The following is a 16,444-nucleotide window of genomic DNA, read 5'->3' as shown; positions in this document are numbered from 1 at the left end:
ACCCTGATGGACACCACCTGCGGTATCTCGACGGTTTGCGTGCTGCCGGAGTTCGAGATCTGCCCGACGCTCGACCTGCGCATCGACTACATGCATCCGGCCGAACCGCTCAAGGATGTCTTCGGCTTCGCCGAGTGCTACCGCGTCACCGAGAACGTCATCTTCACCCGCGGCTACGCCTATCAGGACGATCCGCAGCAGCCGATCGCCCATGTCGTAGGCACCTTCATGCGGATGGGCAAGAACGCCCGCGCGGGTGCTCCGGTCACGCGCAACATCCAGGACGGTGCCGTATGACCGCGCTCGACCTCAACCAGCAGGTGCGCGACGCCCACGAGAGGAACGACTACGACGGCCTGATCGCCCTGATCCCTTACGCGCGGCTGCTCGGCGTCGAGTGCCTGCGGATGGGCGAGGACATGGTGTTCCGTTTGCCGGCGAACAAAGACCTGATCGGCAACCCGACGCTCCCGGCGATTCACGGCGGGGTCATCGCCGGTTTCATGGAGCAGGCCGGTCTGCTGCATCTGCTGATGTTCATGGGCATTCCGCATATGCCGAAGATCATCGACTTCTCCATCGATTACCTGCGTGCCGGGCATTACCGCGATACCTATGCGCAATGCCAGGTCTGGCGCCAGGGGCGGCGCGTGGCGAATGTCGCGATCACCGCCTGGCAGAGCCGCCAGAGCGAGCCGATCGCCACCGCGCGGGCGCATTTCAAGGTCGACAAACCTTGAACGAAGCGTTTTCCACGTTGAGCGACATCGGTATGGCGACGCTGCTGGCGGGCAGCGGCGTGCTGCTGATCGCCATCGGGCTGCTCTGGCTGGTGCTGCTGGCCTTTCGCAGCAGCCTGCTGTGGGGCATCGGTGCGTTGCTGCCGCCGCTGACCCTGCTGTTCGTGCTGTTCCGCTGGAACCTGGCACGCAGGGCCGTGCTGCTGTGCGCACTGGGCGTCATTCCGCTGGTGGTCGGGCTGACGATGATGGCCGGCAGCGATCCTCAGCGTCTGGAGCGGATTTTCAGCCTCGACTGGGCCAGACGCGAGCCGACGTCGTCGCCGGAACTGGACATCCGCCTCAACGGCCAGCTCAACGGCCAGCGCTTCGCACCGCAGCAGGGCGAGCTGATCGACGGCGTGCTCAGCCTGCGCGAGGAGGGCGAGGGCGCCGCTCACCGCGAGCTGCGCATCCATCTGCACCGCCCTGTGACGGGTGCGGTGCGCCTCGACGTACTTCCCGAGGATCGCCCGGGCGTGGCGGACGTCGAGCTGAGCTGGCTGGCGCCGGGAAGCCAGTTGCCGCAGGTGCGAAGCCTGAGCGAGGGTTACAGCCTGCACCTCGACCTGCAACCGCTGGCGCCGAACAAGCTGGCCGGCGAATTCCACCTGTCGCTACCGGCGCCGTACGCCACCCGCCTTAACGGCCGTGTCGAACTGTTCGCCGACCGGCTGCGTTACCGCGAGGAGGGGGTCGATACCCATCTCGATAACGAAGACACGCTGCGCTACGTGATCACCGATTACCTGCAGCGCCGCTTCGCCACCCGCGAGGTGCGCGTGCAACCGCTCGCCGGGCTGGCGTGGCCGGCGAGCCGGGCCGACGTCGCCGTTCAGGCATCGATCGGCGGCAGGCCGCAGCGCCTGACGCTGCAGCTGAGCAAGACCCCCCAGCGAGGCTGGTTCGTGCAGGGCGATCATTATCCCCGCGTGCCGGATAAGCGGCCGGCCCCGGTGGATTCGCCACGCCGGCCGGTGGCCCAGGCGACCGATCCGCAGCCGCCGGCCAGCCCGCCTGAGCCTGTCGCCAGCGAGCCCCGGCCGCTGAGCGTCGAGCGCCTGCTCCAGCAGCCTTCCCGTTATCGCGGCAGGCTGATTCGCCTGCGCAGCGAGCGTGGCGTGAATGCCGAGGGACGCTTCGACGGGCTCGATGCGGACGGGCACATCGTCGTCCGTCGCGCCGTGAAGCTGCCCGGCGAGGCGTTGTTCCGCTTCTCCCCGGAGCAGGTCAGCGCCATCGAGCTGCTCGAACCCTAGGCCGCCGGTTATCCCGGCAATCCTGGCTAAACACTTGAAATCCCAGACGAAGCCCCCACCTTGGTGACATCCGCCGCTCCTGCGGCTTGTGCCATCCATGTGGAGTTCGATGACGATGAGTGTGGAAACTCGCAAAGAGACCCTGGGCTTCCAGACCGAGGTGAAGCAACTGCTGCACCTGATGATCCATTCCTTGTATTCCAACAAGGAAATCTTCCTTCGTGAGCTGATTTCCAACGCCTCCGATGCCGCCGACAAGCTGCGCTTCGAGGCGCTGGCGAAGCCCGAGCTGCTCGAGGGCGGCGCCGAGCTGAAGATTCGCGTCAGCTTCGACAAGGACGCCAAGACCGTCACCCTCGAAGACAACGGCATCGGCATGAGCCGCGAGGATGTGATCGCGCACCTGGGCACCATCGCCAAATCCGGCACCGCCGACTTCCTGAAGAACCTTTCCGGCGACCAGAAGAAGGATTCCCACCTGATCGGCCAGTTCGGCGTGGGCTTCTACTCGGCGTTCATCGTCGCCGACAAGGTCGAGGTGTTCACCCGCCGCGCCGGCCAGCCGGCCAGCGAAGGCGTGCTCTGGTCGTCGAAGGGCGAGGGCGAATTCGAGGTCGAGAACATCGACAAGGCCGAGCGCGGCACGCGCATCGTCCTGCACCTGAAAGAGGGCGAGGAAGAGTTCGCCGATGGCTGGCGCCTGCGCAACATCATCAAGAAATACTCCGACCACATCGCGCTGCCCATCGAGCTGCCGAAGGAGCACCACGGCGACGAAGAGAAGCCGGCCGAGACCGAGTGGGAAACCGTAAACCGCGCCAGCGCCCTGTGGACGCGTCCGCGTACCGAGGTGAAGGACGAGGAATACCAGGAGTTCTACAAGCACGTCGCGCACGACTACGAGAACCCGCTGTCCTGGAGCCACAACAAGGTCGAGGGCAAGCTCGAGTACACCTCGCTGCTCTACGTCCCGGCCCGCGCGCCGTTCGACCTGTACCAGCGCGAAGCGCCCAAGGGCCTCAAGCTGTACGTGCAGCGTGTGTTCATCATGGATCAGGCGGACCAGTTCCTGCCGCTGTACCTGCGCTTCATCAAGGGCGTGATCGACTCCAACGACCTGTCGCTGAACGTCTCGCGGGAAATCCTCCAGTCCGGCCCGGTGGTCGACTCGATGAAGTCGGCGCTGACCAAGCGCGTGCTGGACATGCTGGAGAAACTGGCGAAGGGCGAGCCCGAGCAGTACAAGAGTTTCTGGAAACACTTCGGCCAGGTGCTCAAGGAAGGTCCGGCGGAAGACTTCGCCAACCGCGAGAAGATCGCCGGTCTGCTGCGCTTCGCCTCGACCTCCGACGAATCAGGCGAGCCCAGCGTGTCCCTGGCGGACTACGTCTCGCGTCTGAAGGACGGGCAGGACAAGCTCTACTACCTGACCGGCGAAAGCTACGCGCAGGTGAAGAACAGCCCGCACCTGGAAGTCTTCCGCAAGAAAGGCATCGAAGTGCTGCTGCTCACCGACCGCATCGATGAGTGGCTGATGAGCTACCTCACCGAATTCGACGGCAAGCACTTCGTCGACGTCGCGCGCGGCGATCTGGACCTCGGCAAGCTGGACTCGGAAGAGGACAAGAAGGCCCAGGAAGAGGTCGCGAAGACCAAGGAAGGCCTGGTCGAACGCCTCAAGGCGGCGCTGGGCGAGCAGGTGGCGGAGGTGCGCGTGTCGCACCGCCTGACCGATTCGCCGGCGATCCTGGCGATTGGCGAGGCCGATCTCGGCCTGCAGATGCGCCAGATCCTCGAAGCCAGCGGGCAGAAGGTGCCGGATTCCAAGCCGATCTTCGAGTTCAACCCGACGCACCCGCTGATCGAGAAGCTCGATCGCGAGCCCGACGAGGACCGCTTCGGCGAGCTGAGCCACATCCTCTTCGACCAGGCTGCCCTGGCCGCGGGAGACAGCCTGAAGGACCCGGCCAGCTACGTGCGTCGGCTGAACAAGCTGTTGGTCGAGCTATCCGCCTGAGCTGAGTAAGCGGTCAGCAAAAGGCCCGTCTCTTTCCGGAGGCGGGCCTTTTGTCGTTCTGGGTACAGAAAAAATCAATCGGGTCGTTATAGAGGATCAATGAGGCCCTTCCGCATGGAGGCTTTAGGCTGGGCGCGCCGCTGAGGTATTATGGTGGCATATTGATATCGCTCGGCTGCCCGACCGAATCGGGCCGTCGTCTTCAATCGATCAGAAGCGCCCCGAAGCGCCCCGAGGCGCTCACCCAGGCTTACCGGCCAGGGCTCGTCAGCTGTCAGCTCCTGAGTGCACGTAGAACCGCCCCATGAATGAACTGATTTCCCTGTTCGGCGATACCCGCGACCCGGGCCTGCTCCTGCTCGCCAGCTACAACCCGTGGCTGGTGCTGCTTTCGCTGGCTATCGCGGTGTTCGCCTCGAGCATGGCGCTGCAAATGGCCGGTGTGGCGCGCGCCAGTGCCAGTCTTCTCTATCGACAGGTGGCGATCGGTACCGGTGCGCTGGCCCTTGGCGGTGGCGTCTGGTCGATGCACTTCATTGGCATGCTGGCCCTGCAACTCTGCACCGAAGTCAGCTACGAACCGGGTATCACCGTGTTGTCGGTGGTGCCGAGCCTTGGCGCGTCCTGGGTCGCCCTGCAGTTGCTCTCGCGACCGCGCCTGAGCGCCAGCGCCCTGTGGGTCGGCGGCCTGCTGGTGGGCGCCGGGATCGGTGCCATGCACTACGCCGGCATGGCGGCGATGCGCATGGGCCCGCTGCTACGTTTCGATCCGATCTGGTTCGCCCTGTCGATCGTGGTGGCGGTCGGCCTTGCCGTGCTGGCGTTGTGGATTCGTTTCCGCCTGGCGCGCGTGAGGAACCTGTCCTCGTTCCGGTCAGTGCTGATCAGCGGGAGCGTCATGGGGTTGGCGATTTCCGGCATGCACTACACCGGCATGATCGGCGCCCGTTTCGTCGGCAGCCCGACGCTGGACGTAGCCCAAAGCGCGCTGCACGCGAACTACATCGCCCTCGCCGTGACCCTGATCGCGCTGACCCTCAGCGTGTTCGTACTGGCTGCCAACAGCCTGCTGCGCTACCGGCTGATGTACCTGCAGATGCAGAGCAGCGAATCGAAGATGCGCACGCTGCTGGATACGGCGGTGGACGGCATCATCACCCTCGACCAGCGCGGCCATATCGTCAGCGCCAACCGCCTGGTCGAACGGCTGTTCGGCTGGTCCACCGAAGAGCTGATCGGCCGCCACTTCGAGATGCTGATGCCCGAGGCGGTGCGCCGTGAGTATGCCGGCTACCTGCACGCCTACGCGCACGGGGAGCCGGTGGACGTCGTTGGCCAGAGCCGCGAAACGCTCGGGCTGCGCCGCGACGGCACCTTGCTGCCGATACGCCTCGCGCTGGGCATGGCGATGCTGCCTGACCAGATCCTCTTCGTCGGTTTCATTTCCGACATCAGCGAGCGCAAGGCGATGGAGCAATCGCTGCGCGAAAGTGAGCAGCAATACCGCTCGCTGATTCGCAACATCCCCGGGGTGTCCTTCCGCGTGCTGCTGGACGAGTACTGGACCGCCCTGTTCATGAGCGACGCGGTGGAGGGGCTGACCGGCTGGCCGGCAGAGGCGTTCATGGCGCAGGAAGTACGCATCGGCGAACTGATTCATCCCGACGACATGAAAGCGTTCGACGACGAGGTGAGGGCCTCCATCGCGGCCGGGCAAAGCTATGTGATCGAGTACCGTTTGATCGACCGCGAGGGTCACGAGCACTGGATCTGGGAGGGCGGCAGCGCCGTGCTCAATGACCAGGGCCAGCCGCAATGGGTCGACGGGGTGATGCTGGACATCACCGAGAGCAAGCTGCGCAACGCCGAATACGAAGGCACCGTGGAAGCCATCAGTCGCGTGATGGGCATGATCGAGTTCGATCTGGAGGGGCGCGTACTCACCGCGAACGCGAACCTGCTGGCGCTTTCCGGCTACACGCTGGAGGAAATCCAGGGTCGGCACCATAGCCTGTTCTGCTATCCCGACTACGTCGCCAGCGACGAGTACCAGGACTTCTGGCAGCGCCTGCGCGCGGGTGAGTACGATGCCGGCGAATACCATCGGCGCGGCAAGAATGGGCGAAACATCTGGATTCAGGCGTCCTACAACCCGATCTTCGATAGCGATGGCAAACCGTTCAAGATCGTCAAGTTCGCCACCGACGTCAGCGTCCGCCATGAAATCCAGAACCAGTTGCGCCTCGCCAAGGAGCGCGCCGAACAGGCCGCGGCCGCGAAAACCTCGTTCCTGGCCAACATGAGCCACGAGATCCGGACGCCGATGAACGCGGTGATCGGCTTCTCCGAGCTGTTGCTCGGCACCTCGCTGGACCCGACCCAGCGCCGCCATCTGGAAACCGTGCGGCACTCCGCGCGTTCGCTGCTGGGGCTGCTCAACGACATCCTCGACACCGCCAAACTGGAAAAGGGCGCACTGGAGCTGGAGAGCGTGTCGTTCTCGCTGCGCGAGCTGTGCGAACAACTGGTGGCCTCGCTCAGCCTGAGCGCCGAGACCAAGGGGCTGAGCCTGACGCTGGATTATTCGGCCGAGCTTGGCGACTGGTTCTCCGGCGACCCGCTGCGCGTGCAACAGATACTGACCAATCTGCTCGGCAACGCGGTGAAGTTCACCGAGGCGGGCGGCGTGTGCCTGGCGGTGTTCGACGACCAGGGGCGTGTGCACCTGCGCATCGAGGACAGCGGCATCGGCATCGCCGCCGATCGTCTGCAGAAAATCTTCGATCCGTTCGCCCAGGCCGACGCCTCCATGAGCCGGCGCTTCGGCGGCACCGGTCTCGGTACCACCATCGCGCGCCAGTTGTGCGAGCTGATGGGCGGCGACATCACCGTGGAGAGCGAGCTGGGCGTCGGCAGCGTGTTCCACGTGCTGCTGCCGCTGAAGGCGGTCGACGCCGGCCCGCTGGCCCTTGCACCGCTGCGTCAGGAGCTGCCGCCGCTGGACATCCTGCTGGCCGACGACGTGCCGCAGAACCTCGAGCTGCTGAGCATGATCCTCGGCGAGCAGGGCCACCGTATCGTGCAGGCGCGCGACGGCGCCGAAGCCGTCGCGGCGTTCGAGTCCGGCCGCTTCGATATCCTGCTGCTCGACGTGCAGATGCCCGGCATGGATGGCCTGGAAGCGACCCGGCGGATTCGCGCCATCGAAGCGCAGCGCGGCATGCCGCGCACGCCGATCATCGCGATCACCGCCAGCGTGCTGGAAAAGGACCGCCGCAGCGCCCATGAAGCCGGCATGGACGGCTTTACCTCCAAGCCGATCGACGTCGCCGCGCTGTTCGCCGAGCTGGGCCGGGTATTCGGCCCGCGGGCCGCGGCGAGCGTGCCGTCGGTGAGTGAGCCGGCCCACGGCGACGTGATCGACTGGGCCAGGGGCATGCGCCTCTGGGGCGGCGACCAGGCCTTGCGCGACGCCATTTCGCACTTCATCGAGCAGAACCGGGACGCCTGTGCGCTGCTCGGCGCGGCGTTGCGTGCCGGCGATCGAAAAGCCGCCGTCGCGCAGGCCCACCGGCTGCGCGGGGTGGCGGGCAACCTGGCGCTGGTGGACCTCTGCGAGCGGGCCGTTACGCTGGAACAGGCGCTGAAGAATCCGGCGATGAGCGCTTTCGACGACCTTCAGGCGCAGTTAGCCAGCGCCTTCGCCGCGGTCACCGACAGCCTGGCTCTGCATGCGCCGCGCTCCGCTCCGAACTTCGCCGAGGCGGCGGACATGCCCTTCGATGCCGCCGCGCTGCGGGCACTGCTGCCTGGCTTCATCGACAGCCTGGAGCATGGCGAACTGAAAGAGCCGCTGTGGGCGTCCGTGCGCAGCGCGCTGGGCGAGGACGCCGCCGGCGCAGAACTGGCTGCGCTGGAACAGCTGCTCGAGGATTTCGAATTCGAGCGGGCGGCGCAGCAACTGCGGGGTCTGCAGGGCAGGTTGAGCACGAAGGAGGTCGCCTGATGGATCGAGTGGACAGTCGGCCAAAGCTGCTGCTGGTCGACGACGAGGCGACCAATCTGCAGGTGCTCCGGCACATCCTGCAGGACGACTACCGGCTGCTCTTCGCCAAATCCGGCGCCAAGGCCCTCGAACTGGCCTTCACCGAGTCGCCCGATCTGGTGTTGCTGGACGTGATGATGCCGGGCATGACCGGTCTCGAGGTCTGCAGCGCGCTCAAGGCCGAGCCGAGCACCGCGAGAATACCGGTGATCTTCGTTACCGCCCTGGCGGACACCGACGACGAGGCCAAGGGCTTCGAGGTCGGCGCCGTGGACTACATCACCAAACCGGTGAGCCCGCCGATCGTCAGGGCGCGACTGCGCACTCATCTGTCGCTGGTGCACGTCGAAACGCTGCGCCAGACCCGCCTGGAAATCGTCCAGCGGCTCGGGCTGGCGGCGGAGTACAAGGACAACGAAACCGGTCTCCACGTGATCCGCATGAGTCACTACTCGCAGGTGCTCGCGCGTGCGGCCGGCTACAGCGAGGCCCAGGCGGAGGAGTTGCTGCACGCCGCGCCGATGCACGACGTCGGCAAGATCGGCATCCCCGACGCGATCCTGCGCAAGCGCGGCGCCCTCGACGAAGACGAATGGCGGGTCATGCGCAGCCACGTGACCATCGGCGCGCGGATCATCGGCGAGCACCCCTCCGGCCTTTTGCGCACGGCGCAACGCATCGCGCTCGGGCATCACGAGAAATGGGACGGTTCGGGTTATCCTCTCGGGCTGGCAGGCGAAGCCATCCCGCTCGAGGCGCGTATCGTCGCGATTGCCGATGTCTTCGATGCGCTCACCAGCGTGCGCCCCTACAAGGTGGCATGGGCGGTGGAGGACGCCCTGGACCTGCTCCGGCGTGAAAGCGGACGGCATTTCGATCCGCGGCTGGTCGAGCTGTTCATGGGTTGTCTGCCGGACGTACTCGCAATCAAGGCCCGCTGGGCGGAGGAGTGAATCCCGCTCCGGCGGACCGACTTTTCATTCCAACGGAGAAACCTGATGACCTCGAATTCCCTGCAGGACGCCGTAGCTGAGCTGGCTGCCGCCCAGGTGCTGGCCAAACCGGTTGCCTATGAAATCGACGGCACGCCCCACGAAGGCTGGCTGGTGCATTCCGCCTCGCTGGCCGCGCCGCGGCCCGGCCTGCTGATGGTGCCGAACTGGATGGGGGTGACCGGCAATGCATTGAAGAAGGCCGCGCGTGTCGCCGCCGAGCGTTACGTGGTCTTCGTCGCGGATCTCTACGGCAGCGCCGTGCGTCCGCAGAATGCCGACGAGGCGGGCGCCGCCATCGGCCCGCTGGGCGCCGACCGCGGGCTGCTGCGTAAGCGCGCGCAGGCGGCGCTGACGACGTTCCAGGCCCAGGCCGGCGAAGCGCAACTCGACCTCGATCGTCTGGGCGCCATCGGCTTCTGCTTTGGCGGTTGCACGGTGCTGGAAATGGCCCGCGCCGGCGTGCCGCTGAAGGGCTTCGTTTCCCTGCACGGCACCCTGGATACGCCGAACCCGGAAGACGCCCGCAATATCCGCGGCTCGGTCCTCGTGCTGCACGGCGCCAATGACCCGCTGGTGCCGCAAACCCAGGTCCAGGGCTTCATCGCCGAGATGCAGGCGGCGCCCGGAGTGGACTGGCAACTGGTGCAGTACGGCGGTGCCGTGCACTCGTTCAGCAACCCGGCGGCCAACATGCCGGGGATGACCGAATACCATCCGGTAGTGGCGGCGCGGGCGTTCCGCGCGCTGGACGACTTCTTCAGCGAAGCCTTCGCGCCGCGCGCCTGATCGGGCAGCTCTAGGCTGGCAGCTCGATGCGCCCGGTTTCGCCGGGCACCTGCGGCCAGTCGCCTGCGCTCCAGCGCTGACGGGCGCGCTCGATCAGCGCCGGGTCGCTGGCGACGAAATTCCAGTTCATCCGTCGCGGCCCGTCCAGCGGTGCACCGCCGATCAGCACCAGGTGCGAACTACCGCAGGCGCTCAGCGTCAGCGCTTCGCCGGGCGGCAATACCGTCAGCGTCTGCGCCGTCAGCGGCTGATCCTCCACCAGCGCCTCGCCATCGATCAGGTAGAGCGCGCGTTCCTCGTGTTCCGCCGGAATCAACAGCGACGCCCCTGCGCTGAGGCGTAGTTCGGCATACAGCGTTGGCGAGAGCACCGGCACCGGCGACTTCAGGCAGAAACCCTCTCCCGCGATCAGGCGGATATGCACGCCCAGGCTTTCGCTGGCTGGCAGGCTGTCGGCCGGGTGATGGCTGTAGCAGGGCTCGCCGCATTCGTCCGCGCGTGGCGACGCCAGCCAGACCTGCAGGCCGTGCAGTAGCGAGCCGCGTTCGCGCAGCGCCTCGGGCGTGCGCTCGACATGGGCCACCGCGCTGCCGGCGGTCATCCAGCTCACTTCGCCAGGGCGCACCTGCTGCGCCGAGCCGAGGCTGTCCTTGTGCAGCAGCTCGCCCTCGAACAGGTAGGTGAGGGTGGACAGGCCGATGTGCGGGTGCTGCAGGATGTTCATGCCATGGCCGGGCGGGTACTGCGTCGGCAGCATGTGATCGAAGAACACGAAGGGGCCGACGCTGCGGCATTGCGCAGCGGGCAGGCTGCGCAGGATGGCCTGGCCGGCGAGTTCCTCGCGGTGGGCACGCAGAAGGCGAAGTTCGGACATGACGACGCTCCAGTTGAAGGTGCGAGGAGGATGCCCGCGTTACGCCTGGCATAAAAGCGCTACTGGCTGAAGGCGCCTTCGCTGAGCTGGGTGTCGATGCTCACCTCGGCGGTGGTCATCAGCTTGTGCAGCGGGCATTTGTCCGCCACGCGCAGCAGGCTGGCGCGCTGCTCGGCGGTCAGCGAGCCCTTGAGCGTGAGGACCACGCTCAAGGCATAGCGGCCCTGGCGGCCCTGGCGCTCCTCGCTGCCATCGTGGCTGACCTCGACGCTCACGCCGGTCAGCGGAATGCCCTTGTCGCGGGCGTAGCGGGTCACGGTGAGCGCCTTGCAGGTGCCCAGGGCGACGTCGAAGTAATCGTGCGGATCGGGCGCGCTGCCTTCGCCGCCGGCCGAGGTCGGCAGGTCGGTGTAGAGCTCGTGGCGTTCGTCCACCTCGATGCGCTGGCGGTAGTTGTCACTGGATTCGCTGCTGACGATCACGCTCATCGTTGTTCTCTCATGCGGGAAGGCTACCCAATGGAGCGCTTATTATCGACGACGTTCCCTGCCGCTTGAAAGTCGTGGGCGGGAGGCGCCGCAGGCACGCCGATTGGATTATTCTGCGAGGCACCGACCACCATGGAGCAGACACACACGATGCAAGCGGATTTCTGGCAGGCACGCTGGTCACGCAACGAAATCGGTTTTCACCTCTATGAGGTGAACCCCTACCTCCGCCGTCACTGGCCCGCGCTGGGCGTGGAGAAGGGCGCTCAGGTGCTGGTGCCGCTGTGCGGCAAGAGCCTGGATATCGACTGGCTCGCGGCGAGCGGTCTGCGCGTGATCGGCGTCGAGCTGGCGGAGCGGGCGGTGCAGGACTTCTTCGCCGAGCGTGGGCTGGAGGCGCAGGTCGAGCAGCGCGGCGCGTTCAGCGTGCATCGGCATGGCGACGTCGAACTGTGGTGTGGCGATTTCTTCGCCCTGAGCGCCGAGGTCGTCGCCGATTGCGTGGCCGTCTATGACCGCGCCGCGCTGATCGCACTGCCACCGCCGATGCGCCGGGCCTACGTCGAGCACCTGGAGCGTATCCTGCCGTCCCGCTGCGAAGGCCTGCTGATCACCCTCGACTATGACCAGGCGCAGATGAGCGGCCCGCCGTTCGCCGTCGCGGATGCGGAGGTTCGCCAGCTGTACGCGGGTTGGCGAATCGACACGCTGGAGTCGCTAAACGTACTGGGTGAAAACTGGAGATTCCTCCAGCGCGGGCTCACGCAGCTGGAGGAAAGCGTCTACAGGCTGCGTCGATAGCCGTGTCGCAAGCAGCAAAAAGGGCGGTCGAGACCGCCCTTTTTCATGTCTGCCCGAATCAGCCGCGCTGACGCAGCGCCTGGATGCGCTCCTCCAGCGGCGGGTGGCTCATCAGCAGCCCGGCCAGGCCATTCTTCAGGCCACCGTTGATGCCGAACGCGGTCAGGCTGTCGGGCATCTGCACCGGCACGCCCTGCTCGGACCGCAGGCGTTGCAGCGCACCGATCATCGCGTTGGTGCCCGCCAGGTTGGCGCCGGCTTCGTCGGCGCGGAATTCGCGACGGCGCGAGAACCACATGACGATGATCGAGGCGAGGATGCCCAGCACCAGCTCGGCGAAGATGGTCGCGACGAAGTAGCCGATGCCGTGGCCGTCCTCGTTCTTGAAGATCACCTTGTCGACGAAGTTGCCGAAGATCCGCGCGAAGAACATCACGAAGGTGTTCACCACGCCCTGGATCAGCGCCAGGGTGACCATGTCGCCATTGGCCACGTGGCCGATCTCGTGGGCCAGTACGGCTTTCACTTCCTCCGGCGAAAAACGCTCCAGCAGGCCCTGGCTGACCGCGACCAGGGCGTCGTTGCGGTTCCAGCCGGTGGCGAAGGCGTTCGCCTCGTAGGCGGGGAAGATGCCCACTTCGGGCATCTTGATGCCGGCTTCGCGGGACAGTTGCTCGACGGTCTGCAGCAGCCACTGCTCATGGCGGGTACGCGGCTGGCTGATGATCTGCGTGCCGGTGCTCATCTTCGCCATCCACTTGGAGATGAACAGCGAAATCAGCGAGCCGGCGAAACCGAATACGGCGCAGAAGACCAGCAGGCTGCCGTAGTTCTGACCGGTGAAGCGGTCCACCCCGAGCAGCTTGAGGGTGATGCTGGCGATGACCAGTACCGCCAGGTTGGTGGCCAGGAACAACAGGATGCGCATCATGGTTAAAACGATCCTCACGGGATAACAGAGTAAGTACGTCGGCTATATAAGGGGCGCCATCGGCCAGTTCAACCAAGCTCTGGTATCAAACTGTGTCCTGGGCGCCTCTGCGGCGGGTCATTCGGCGCAGGATGCCGGCGCACGGTCGAAGATCAGCCGGGCCAGCCGGGCGATGCGCTCGCTCTGGCCCTCGGCCAGCGCCTCGCGCAACTGATGGGCGAGGGTGCCCTGCACACGGCGCACGGCCGCCGGCAGCTCGGCGCCGCCCGCCACATGCGGCACTGGCCTGGACAGGCGCAGGAAGCCCTTTTCGCTGAGCACCGCCTGATCGAGGGCTTCGTAGCGGATGCTCGACTCGTAGCGGATGTAGCCCTCGTCGGCAAGCCAGATCAGCGCGCCGAGGCAGCTCTGGTGACGCTTGCTCGGCAGGCCGAACTCGTCGGGCTCCTCGAAGCCGATGAGGTCGACGACGTACAGCCCCACCTTGCGCGGAAATGCCTGATAGAGCAGCAGCATGCCGGCAGCGGCATTTTTGTAGAACTCGTCGATCTGCAGATCCATCAGGCGCCCCGCTGGCTCATTGGCGATAGGTCTTGAGGAAGTTGCCGATGCGTCCGATGGCCTGTTCGAGATCGTCGACGCGCGGCAGCGTGACCACCCGGAAATGGTCCGGCCACGGCCAGTTGAACGCGGTGCCCTGGACGATCAGCAGTTTCTCCGAGAGCAGCAGGTCGAGGACGAACTTCTCGTCGTTGTGGATCGGGCAGACCTTCGGGTCGATCCTCGGGAACGCGTAGAGCGCGCCCATCGGCTTGACGCAACTGACGCCGGGGATGTCGTTGAGCAACTCCCAGGTGCGGTTGCGCTGTTCCAGCAGGCGGCCGTTGGGCAACACCAGGTCGTTGATGCTCTGGTAGCCGCCCAGCGCGGTCTGGATCGCATGCTGGCTCGGCACGTTGGCGCACAGGCGCATGTTGGCGAGGATGTCGAGGCCCTCGATGTAGCTCTGCGCATGCTGCTTGGGCCCGGAAATCGCCACCCAGCCGGAACGGAAACCCGCCACGCGGTAGGACTTGGACAGCCCGTTGAAGGTCAGGCAGAGCACGTCCGGCGCCAGCGAAGCGGTGGAGATGTGCACCGCCTCGTCGTAGAGGATCTTGTCGTAGATTTCATCGGAGAACAGCGCCAGCCCGTTCTGCCGCGCCAGTTCGACGATGCCCTCGAGCACTTCCTTGGAGTACACCGCGCCGGTCGGGTTGTTCGGGTTGATCAGCACGATCGCCTTGGTGTTCGGCGTGATCTTCGCCTTCATGTCGGCGAGGTCGGGGAACCAGCCGGCCTGTTCATCGCACAGGTAGTGCACCGGCTTGCCGCCGGAAAGCGCCACCGCGGCGGTCCACAGTGGGTAGTCGGGGGCCGGGATGAGCACCTCGTCGCCGTTGTTGAGCAGCGCCTGCATCGACATCACGATCAGCTCGGAAACGCCGTTGCCCAGGTAGATGTCCTCGATCCCGACGCCTTCGACCTGCTTCTGCTGGTAGTACTGCATCACCGCCTTGCGCGCGCTGAACAGGCCTTTCGAGTCGCTGTAGCCCTGCGCGGTGGGCAGGTTGCGGATCACGTCCTGGAGGATTTCCTCGGGCGCCTCGAAACCGAACGGCGCCGGGTTGCCGATGTTCAGCTTGAGGATGCGCTGGCCTTCCTCTTCCAGGCGCTTGGCGTGCTTGAGCACCGGGCCGCGGATGTCGTAGCAGACGTTGGCGAGCTTGTTCGATTTGCTGAACTGCATGAGGCTGGATGTCCCGAATGGCGCGGCGGACGGTCGCGCTTGGAGGAGGGCGGAGAGGGGGCGGGCCGCAACCCGGACGCCAGGCCGCTGTCGAAAGTCAGGCATGATACGTCCGGCCCGATGACCGGAAAAGGTACAGCCCGGGCTTTTTTCCGCTACGAGGTAACCCCATGGACAAGCTTGAAAAACCCCTGGACGCCTGGCGCGAGGAGCTCTCCGACGAGCAGTTCCACATCTGCCGCCTGGGCGGTACGGAGCGTCCGTTCACCGGTAAGTACAACGACAGCAAGACGCCCGGCCTCTACCGCTGCGCCTGCTGCGACGCCGCATTGTTCGACTCCGAAACCAAGTACGACTCCGGCAGCGGCTGGCCGGCGTACTTCCAGCCGGTGTCGCCCGAGGCGATCCGCGAACTGGAGGACTTCAGCCACGGCATGCACCGTGTCGAAGTACGCTGCGCGCGCTGCGACGCCCACCTCGGCCACCTGTTCCCAGATGGTCCGCGCCCGACCGGTATGCGCTACTGCATCAACTCGGCGTCGCTGAAGCTGGAACCGCGCGACGCGTGATTCCACCAGAAGCACCGCCCTCGGTAGGGTGGGCTTCAGCCCACCTTACCTAGCGCTGTAACGTCGCTGCTTGGCGAACTGAAAAGGTCCTGCAGATCAAGATAAATTGTGCACAATTCAATTGATTGCTATTTTCCCGTCTCCTTTCCCCTGCACAAGGACAACAACCATGGGCGACGTACTCCTCGACATACCCTGCACCACCATCAAGGGCGAACAGAAATCCCTCGCCGACTTCGGTGGCAAGGCCCTGCTGGTAGTGAACACCGCGAGCAAGTGCGGCTTCACTCCGCAATACCAGGGCCTGGAAAAGCTCTGGCAGGATTACAAGGACCGGGGCCTGGTGGTGCTCGGGTTCCCGTGCAACCAGTTCGGTAAGCAGGAACCCGGCGACGAGAGCGCCATCTCCGAATTCTGCGAACTGAACTTCGGTGTCAGTTTCCCGCTGTTCAAGAAGGTCGACGTCAATGGCGCCGACGCGCACCCGCTGTTCGTCCAGTTGAAGAAGCGTGCTCCCGGCTTGCTCGGCAGCCAGGGCATCAAGTGGAATTTCACCAAGTTCCTGATCGGCGCCGACGGCCAGCTGGTCAAGCGTTTCGCGCCCACCACCAAGCCCGAGGAGCTGACCGGAGAGATCGAGGCGCTGCTCAAGTGAGTCCTGCCGAGGAGGCCGGTCTGGCGCTGGATCAGCAGATCTGCTTCAAGCTGTACGCCGCTTCGCGGGCGGTCATCCGCGGCTACAAGCCGATGCTCGATGCGCTCGGCCTGACCTATCCGCAGTACCTGGCGATGATGGTGCTCTGGGAATGGCAGGCCAGCGACCCCGGGCAGCCGACGGTCAAGGCGCTGGGCCAGCGCCTGATGCTGGATTCCGGAACCCTGACGCCGTTGCTCAAGCGCCTCGAACAACTCGGCCTGGTGCGCCGGCAGCGCGCCGTTCGGGACGAGCGGGAGGTGCACCTCGGCCTCACCGAGGCTGGTGTGGCCCTGCGTGGCCAGGTTCCCCCGGTGCAGCAGCGCCTGCACTGCATGGCGGATGTGGATGCCGGTGAGCTGATCGAGCTGCGCGAACGCCTGGACCGGCTGCTGCACCTGATGGATCGCTGAAGGG

The 16,444-nt window shown here is 65.6% G+C and carries 16 protein-coding genes; 11 read left to right on the top strand and 5 right to left on the bottom strand.

What is annotated here, in order from left to right; translation table 11 throughout:
- The 7 genes from B3E91_RS07035 to B3E91_RS07005 all read left to right on the top strand — a co-directional run.
- Positions 1–297 (top strand): PaaI family thioesterase (locus B3E91_RS07035; RefSeq protein ID WP_287028850.1); only part of this gene is annotated, 297 nt, incomplete at its 5' end.
- Complete coding sequence (locus B3E91_RS07030; RefSeq protein WP_090229242.1) at positions 294–740, top strand: PaaI family thioesterase; 447 nt, start codon at positions 294–296, stop codon at positions 738–740. The genes B3E91_RS07035 and B3E91_RS07030, both read left to right, overlap by 4 nt.
- Positions 737–2,038 carry an MFS transporter gene (locus tag B3E91_RS07025; RefSeq protein ID WP_349681594.1) on the top strand — a complete coding sequence of 434 codons (1,302 nt, stop codon included), beginning with the start codon at positions 737–739 and terminating at the stop codon, positions 2,036–2,038. The genes B3E91_RS07030 and B3E91_RS07025 overlap by 4 nt, the downstream gene beginning before the upstream one ends.
- A 115-nt stretch (positions 2,039–2,153) precedes the next feature.
- Positions 2,154–4,055 (top strand): molecular chaperone HtpG, encoded by a 1,902-nt coding sequence (gene htpG / locus B3E91_RS07020; RefSeq protein WP_287028849.1) that lies wholly within the window; start codon positions 2,154–2,156, stop codon positions 4,053–4,055.
- Between the two features lie 304 nt (positions 4,056–4,359).
- Entirely contained in the window at positions 4,360–8,061 is a 3,702-nt protein-coding gene (locus B3E91_RS07015; protein ID WP_287028848.1) for a PAS domain S-box protein, read from the top strand.
- Positions 8,061–9,053 (top strand): HD-GYP domain-containing protein, encoded by a 993-nt coding sequence (locus tag B3E91_RS07010; protein WP_287028847.1) that lies wholly within the window; start codon positions 8,061–8,063, stop codon positions 9,051–9,053. The genes B3E91_RS07015 and B3E91_RS07010 overlap by 1 nt, the downstream gene beginning before the upstream one ends.
- Before the next feature lie 45 nt (positions 9,054–9,098).
- Complete coding sequence (locus B3E91_RS07005) at positions 9,099–9,881, top strand: dienelactone hydrolase family protein (protein ID WP_287028846.1); 783 nt, start codon at positions 9,099–9,101, stop codon at positions 9,879–9,881.
- 10 nt (positions 9,882–9,891) lie between these two features.
- Here the strand turns inward: B3E91_RS07005 and B3E91_RS07000 are convergent, their stop codons facing one another.
- Both B3E91_RS07000 and B3E91_RS06995 read right to left on the bottom strand, forming a co-directional pair.
- Entirely contained in the window at positions 9,892–10,755 is an 864-nt protein-coding gene (locus B3E91_RS07000) for a pirin family protein (protein WP_273229180.1), read from the bottom strand.
- A gap of 59 nt (positions 10,756–10,814) precedes the next feature.
- Positions 10,815–11,243, bottom strand: coding sequence for an OsmC family protein (locus B3E91_RS06995; protein ID WP_287028845.1), 429 nt, complete (start codon positions 11,241–11,243; stop codon positions 10,815–10,817).
- A gap of 150 nt (positions 11,244–11,393) precedes the next feature.
- On the opposite strand from B3E91_RS06995, the gene B3E91_RS06990 reads away from it, so the two are divergent.
- Positions 11,394–12,044: a thiopurine S-methyltransferase gene (locus tag B3E91_RS06990; RefSeq protein WP_287028844.1), complete on the top strand. Its 651-nt coding sequence runs from the start codon at positions 11,394–11,396 to the stop codon at positions 12,042–12,044.
- Between the two features lie 58 nt (positions 12,045–12,102).
- On the opposite strand, the gene htpX is transcribed toward B3E91_RS06990, so the two are convergent.
- The 3 genes from htpX to B3E91_RS06975 all read right to left on the bottom strand — a co-directional run bounded on the left by htpX (position 12,103) and on the right by B3E91_RS06975 (position 14,764).
- Positions 12,103–12,975, bottom strand: a complete 873-nt coding sequence (htpX, locus tag B3E91_RS06985; protein WP_090229227.1) for a protease HtpX — start codon at positions 12,973–12,975, stop codon at positions 12,103–12,105.
- A gap of 117 nt (positions 12,976–13,092) precedes the next feature.
- Positions 13,093–13,536 (bottom strand): hypothetical protein, encoded by a 444-nt coding sequence (locus tag B3E91_RS06980; protein WP_287028843.1) that lies wholly within the window; start codon positions 13,534–13,536, stop codon positions 13,093–13,095.
- A gap of 16 nt (positions 13,537–13,552) precedes the next feature.
- Complete coding sequence (locus B3E91_RS06975; RefSeq protein ID WP_090229224.1) at positions 13,553–14,764, bottom strand: pyridoxal phosphate-dependent aminotransferase; 1,212 nt, start codon at positions 14,762–14,764, stop codon at positions 13,553–13,555.
- Between the two features lie 170 nt (positions 14,765–14,934).
- On the opposite strand from B3E91_RS06975, the gene msrB reads away from it, so the two are divergent.
- The 3 genes from msrB (at position 14,935) to B3E91_RS06960 (ending at position 16,440) form a co-directional block, all read left to right on the top strand.
- The gene (msrB, locus tag B3E91_RS06970; protein ID WP_090229222.1) at positions 14,935–15,333 is read left to right on the top strand and encodes a peptide-methionine (R)-S-oxide reductase MsrB; all 399 of its coding nucleotides are present in this window, start codon (positions 14,935–14,937) and stop codon (positions 15,331–15,333) included.
- Positions 15,334–15,502: 169 nt separating this feature from the next.
- Positions 15,503–15,988 (top strand): glutathione peroxidase, encoded by a 486-nt coding sequence (locus B3E91_RS06965; protein WP_287028842.1) that lies wholly within the window; start codon positions 15,503–15,505, stop codon positions 15,986–15,988.
- Positions 15,985–16,440, top strand: coding sequence for a MarR family winged helix-turn-helix transcriptional regulator (locus B3E91_RS06960; RefSeq protein ID WP_287028841.1), 456 nt, complete (start codon positions 15,985–15,987; stop codon positions 16,438–16,440). The genes B3E91_RS06965 and B3E91_RS06960 overlap by 4 nt, the downstream gene beginning before the upstream one ends.
- Positions 16,441–16,444 lie beyond the last annotated feature (4 nt).

Source organism: Pseudomonas sp. UBA6310 (assembly GCF_002438225.1).
Taxonomy (GTDB): Bacteria; Pseudomonadota; Gammaproteobacteria; order Pseudomonadales; family Pseudomonadaceae; genus Pseudomonas_O; species Pseudomonas_O kuykendallii.
Note: the sequence above shows the minus strand (reverse complement) of the source record. Positions and strands in the feature narration are given on the sequence as shown.

What these genes read in the sequence shown, in the direction of transcription:
- B3E91_RS07030 (WP_090229242.1), top strand. Translation starts at nt 294, where the DNA reads ATGACCGCGCTCGACCTCAACCAGCAGGTGCGCGACGCCCACGAGAGG.
- htpG (WP_287028849.1), top strand. Translation starts at nt 2,154, where the DNA reads ATGAGTGTGGAAACTCGCAAAGAGACCCTGGGCTTCCAGACCGAGGTG.
- B3E91_RS07015 (WP_287028848.1), top strand. Translation starts at nt 4,360, where the DNA reads ATGAATGAACTGATTTCCCTGTTCGGCGATACCCGCGACCCGGGCCTG.
- B3E91_RS07010 (WP_287028847.1), top strand. Translation starts at nt 8,061, where the DNA reads ATGGATCGAGTGGACAGTCGGCCAAAGCTGCTGCTGGTCGACGACGAG.
- B3E91_RS07005 (WP_287028846.1), top strand. Translation starts at nt 9,099, where the DNA reads ATGACCTCGAATTCCCTGCAGGACGCCGTAGCTGAGCTGGCTGCCGCC.
- B3E91_RS07000 (WP_273229180.1), bottom strand. Translation starts at nt 10,755, where the DNA reads ATGTCCGAACTTCGCCTTCTGCGTGCCCACCGCGAGGAACTCGCCGGC.
- B3E91_RS06995 (WP_287028845.1), bottom strand. Translation starts at nt 11,243, where the DNA reads ATGAGCGTGATCGTCAGCAGCGAATCCAGTGACAACTACCGCCAGCGC.
- B3E91_RS06990 (WP_287028844.1), top strand. Translation starts at nt 11,394, where the DNA reads ATGCAAGCGGATTTCTGGCAGGCACGCTGGTCACGCAACGAAATCGGT.
- htpX (WP_090229227.1), bottom strand. Translation starts at nt 12,975, where the DNA reads ATGATGCGCATCCTGTTGTTCCTGGCCACCAACCTGGCGGTACTGGTC.
- B3E91_RS06980 (WP_287028843.1), bottom strand. Translation starts at nt 13,536, where the DNA reads ATGGATCTGCAGATCGACGAGTTCTACAAAAATGCCGCTGCCGGCATG.
- B3E91_RS06975 (WP_090229224.1), bottom strand. Translation starts at nt 14,764, where the DNA reads ATGCAGTTCAGCAAATCGAACAAGCTCGCCAACGTCTGCTACGACATC.
- msrB (WP_090229222.1), top strand. Translation starts at nt 14,935, where the DNA reads ATGGACAAGCTTGAAAAACCCCTGGACGCCTGGCGCGAGGAGCTCTCC.
- B3E91_RS06965 (WP_287028842.1), top strand. Translation starts at nt 15,503, where the DNA reads ATGGGCGACGTACTCCTCGACATACCCTGCACCACCATCAAGGGCGAA.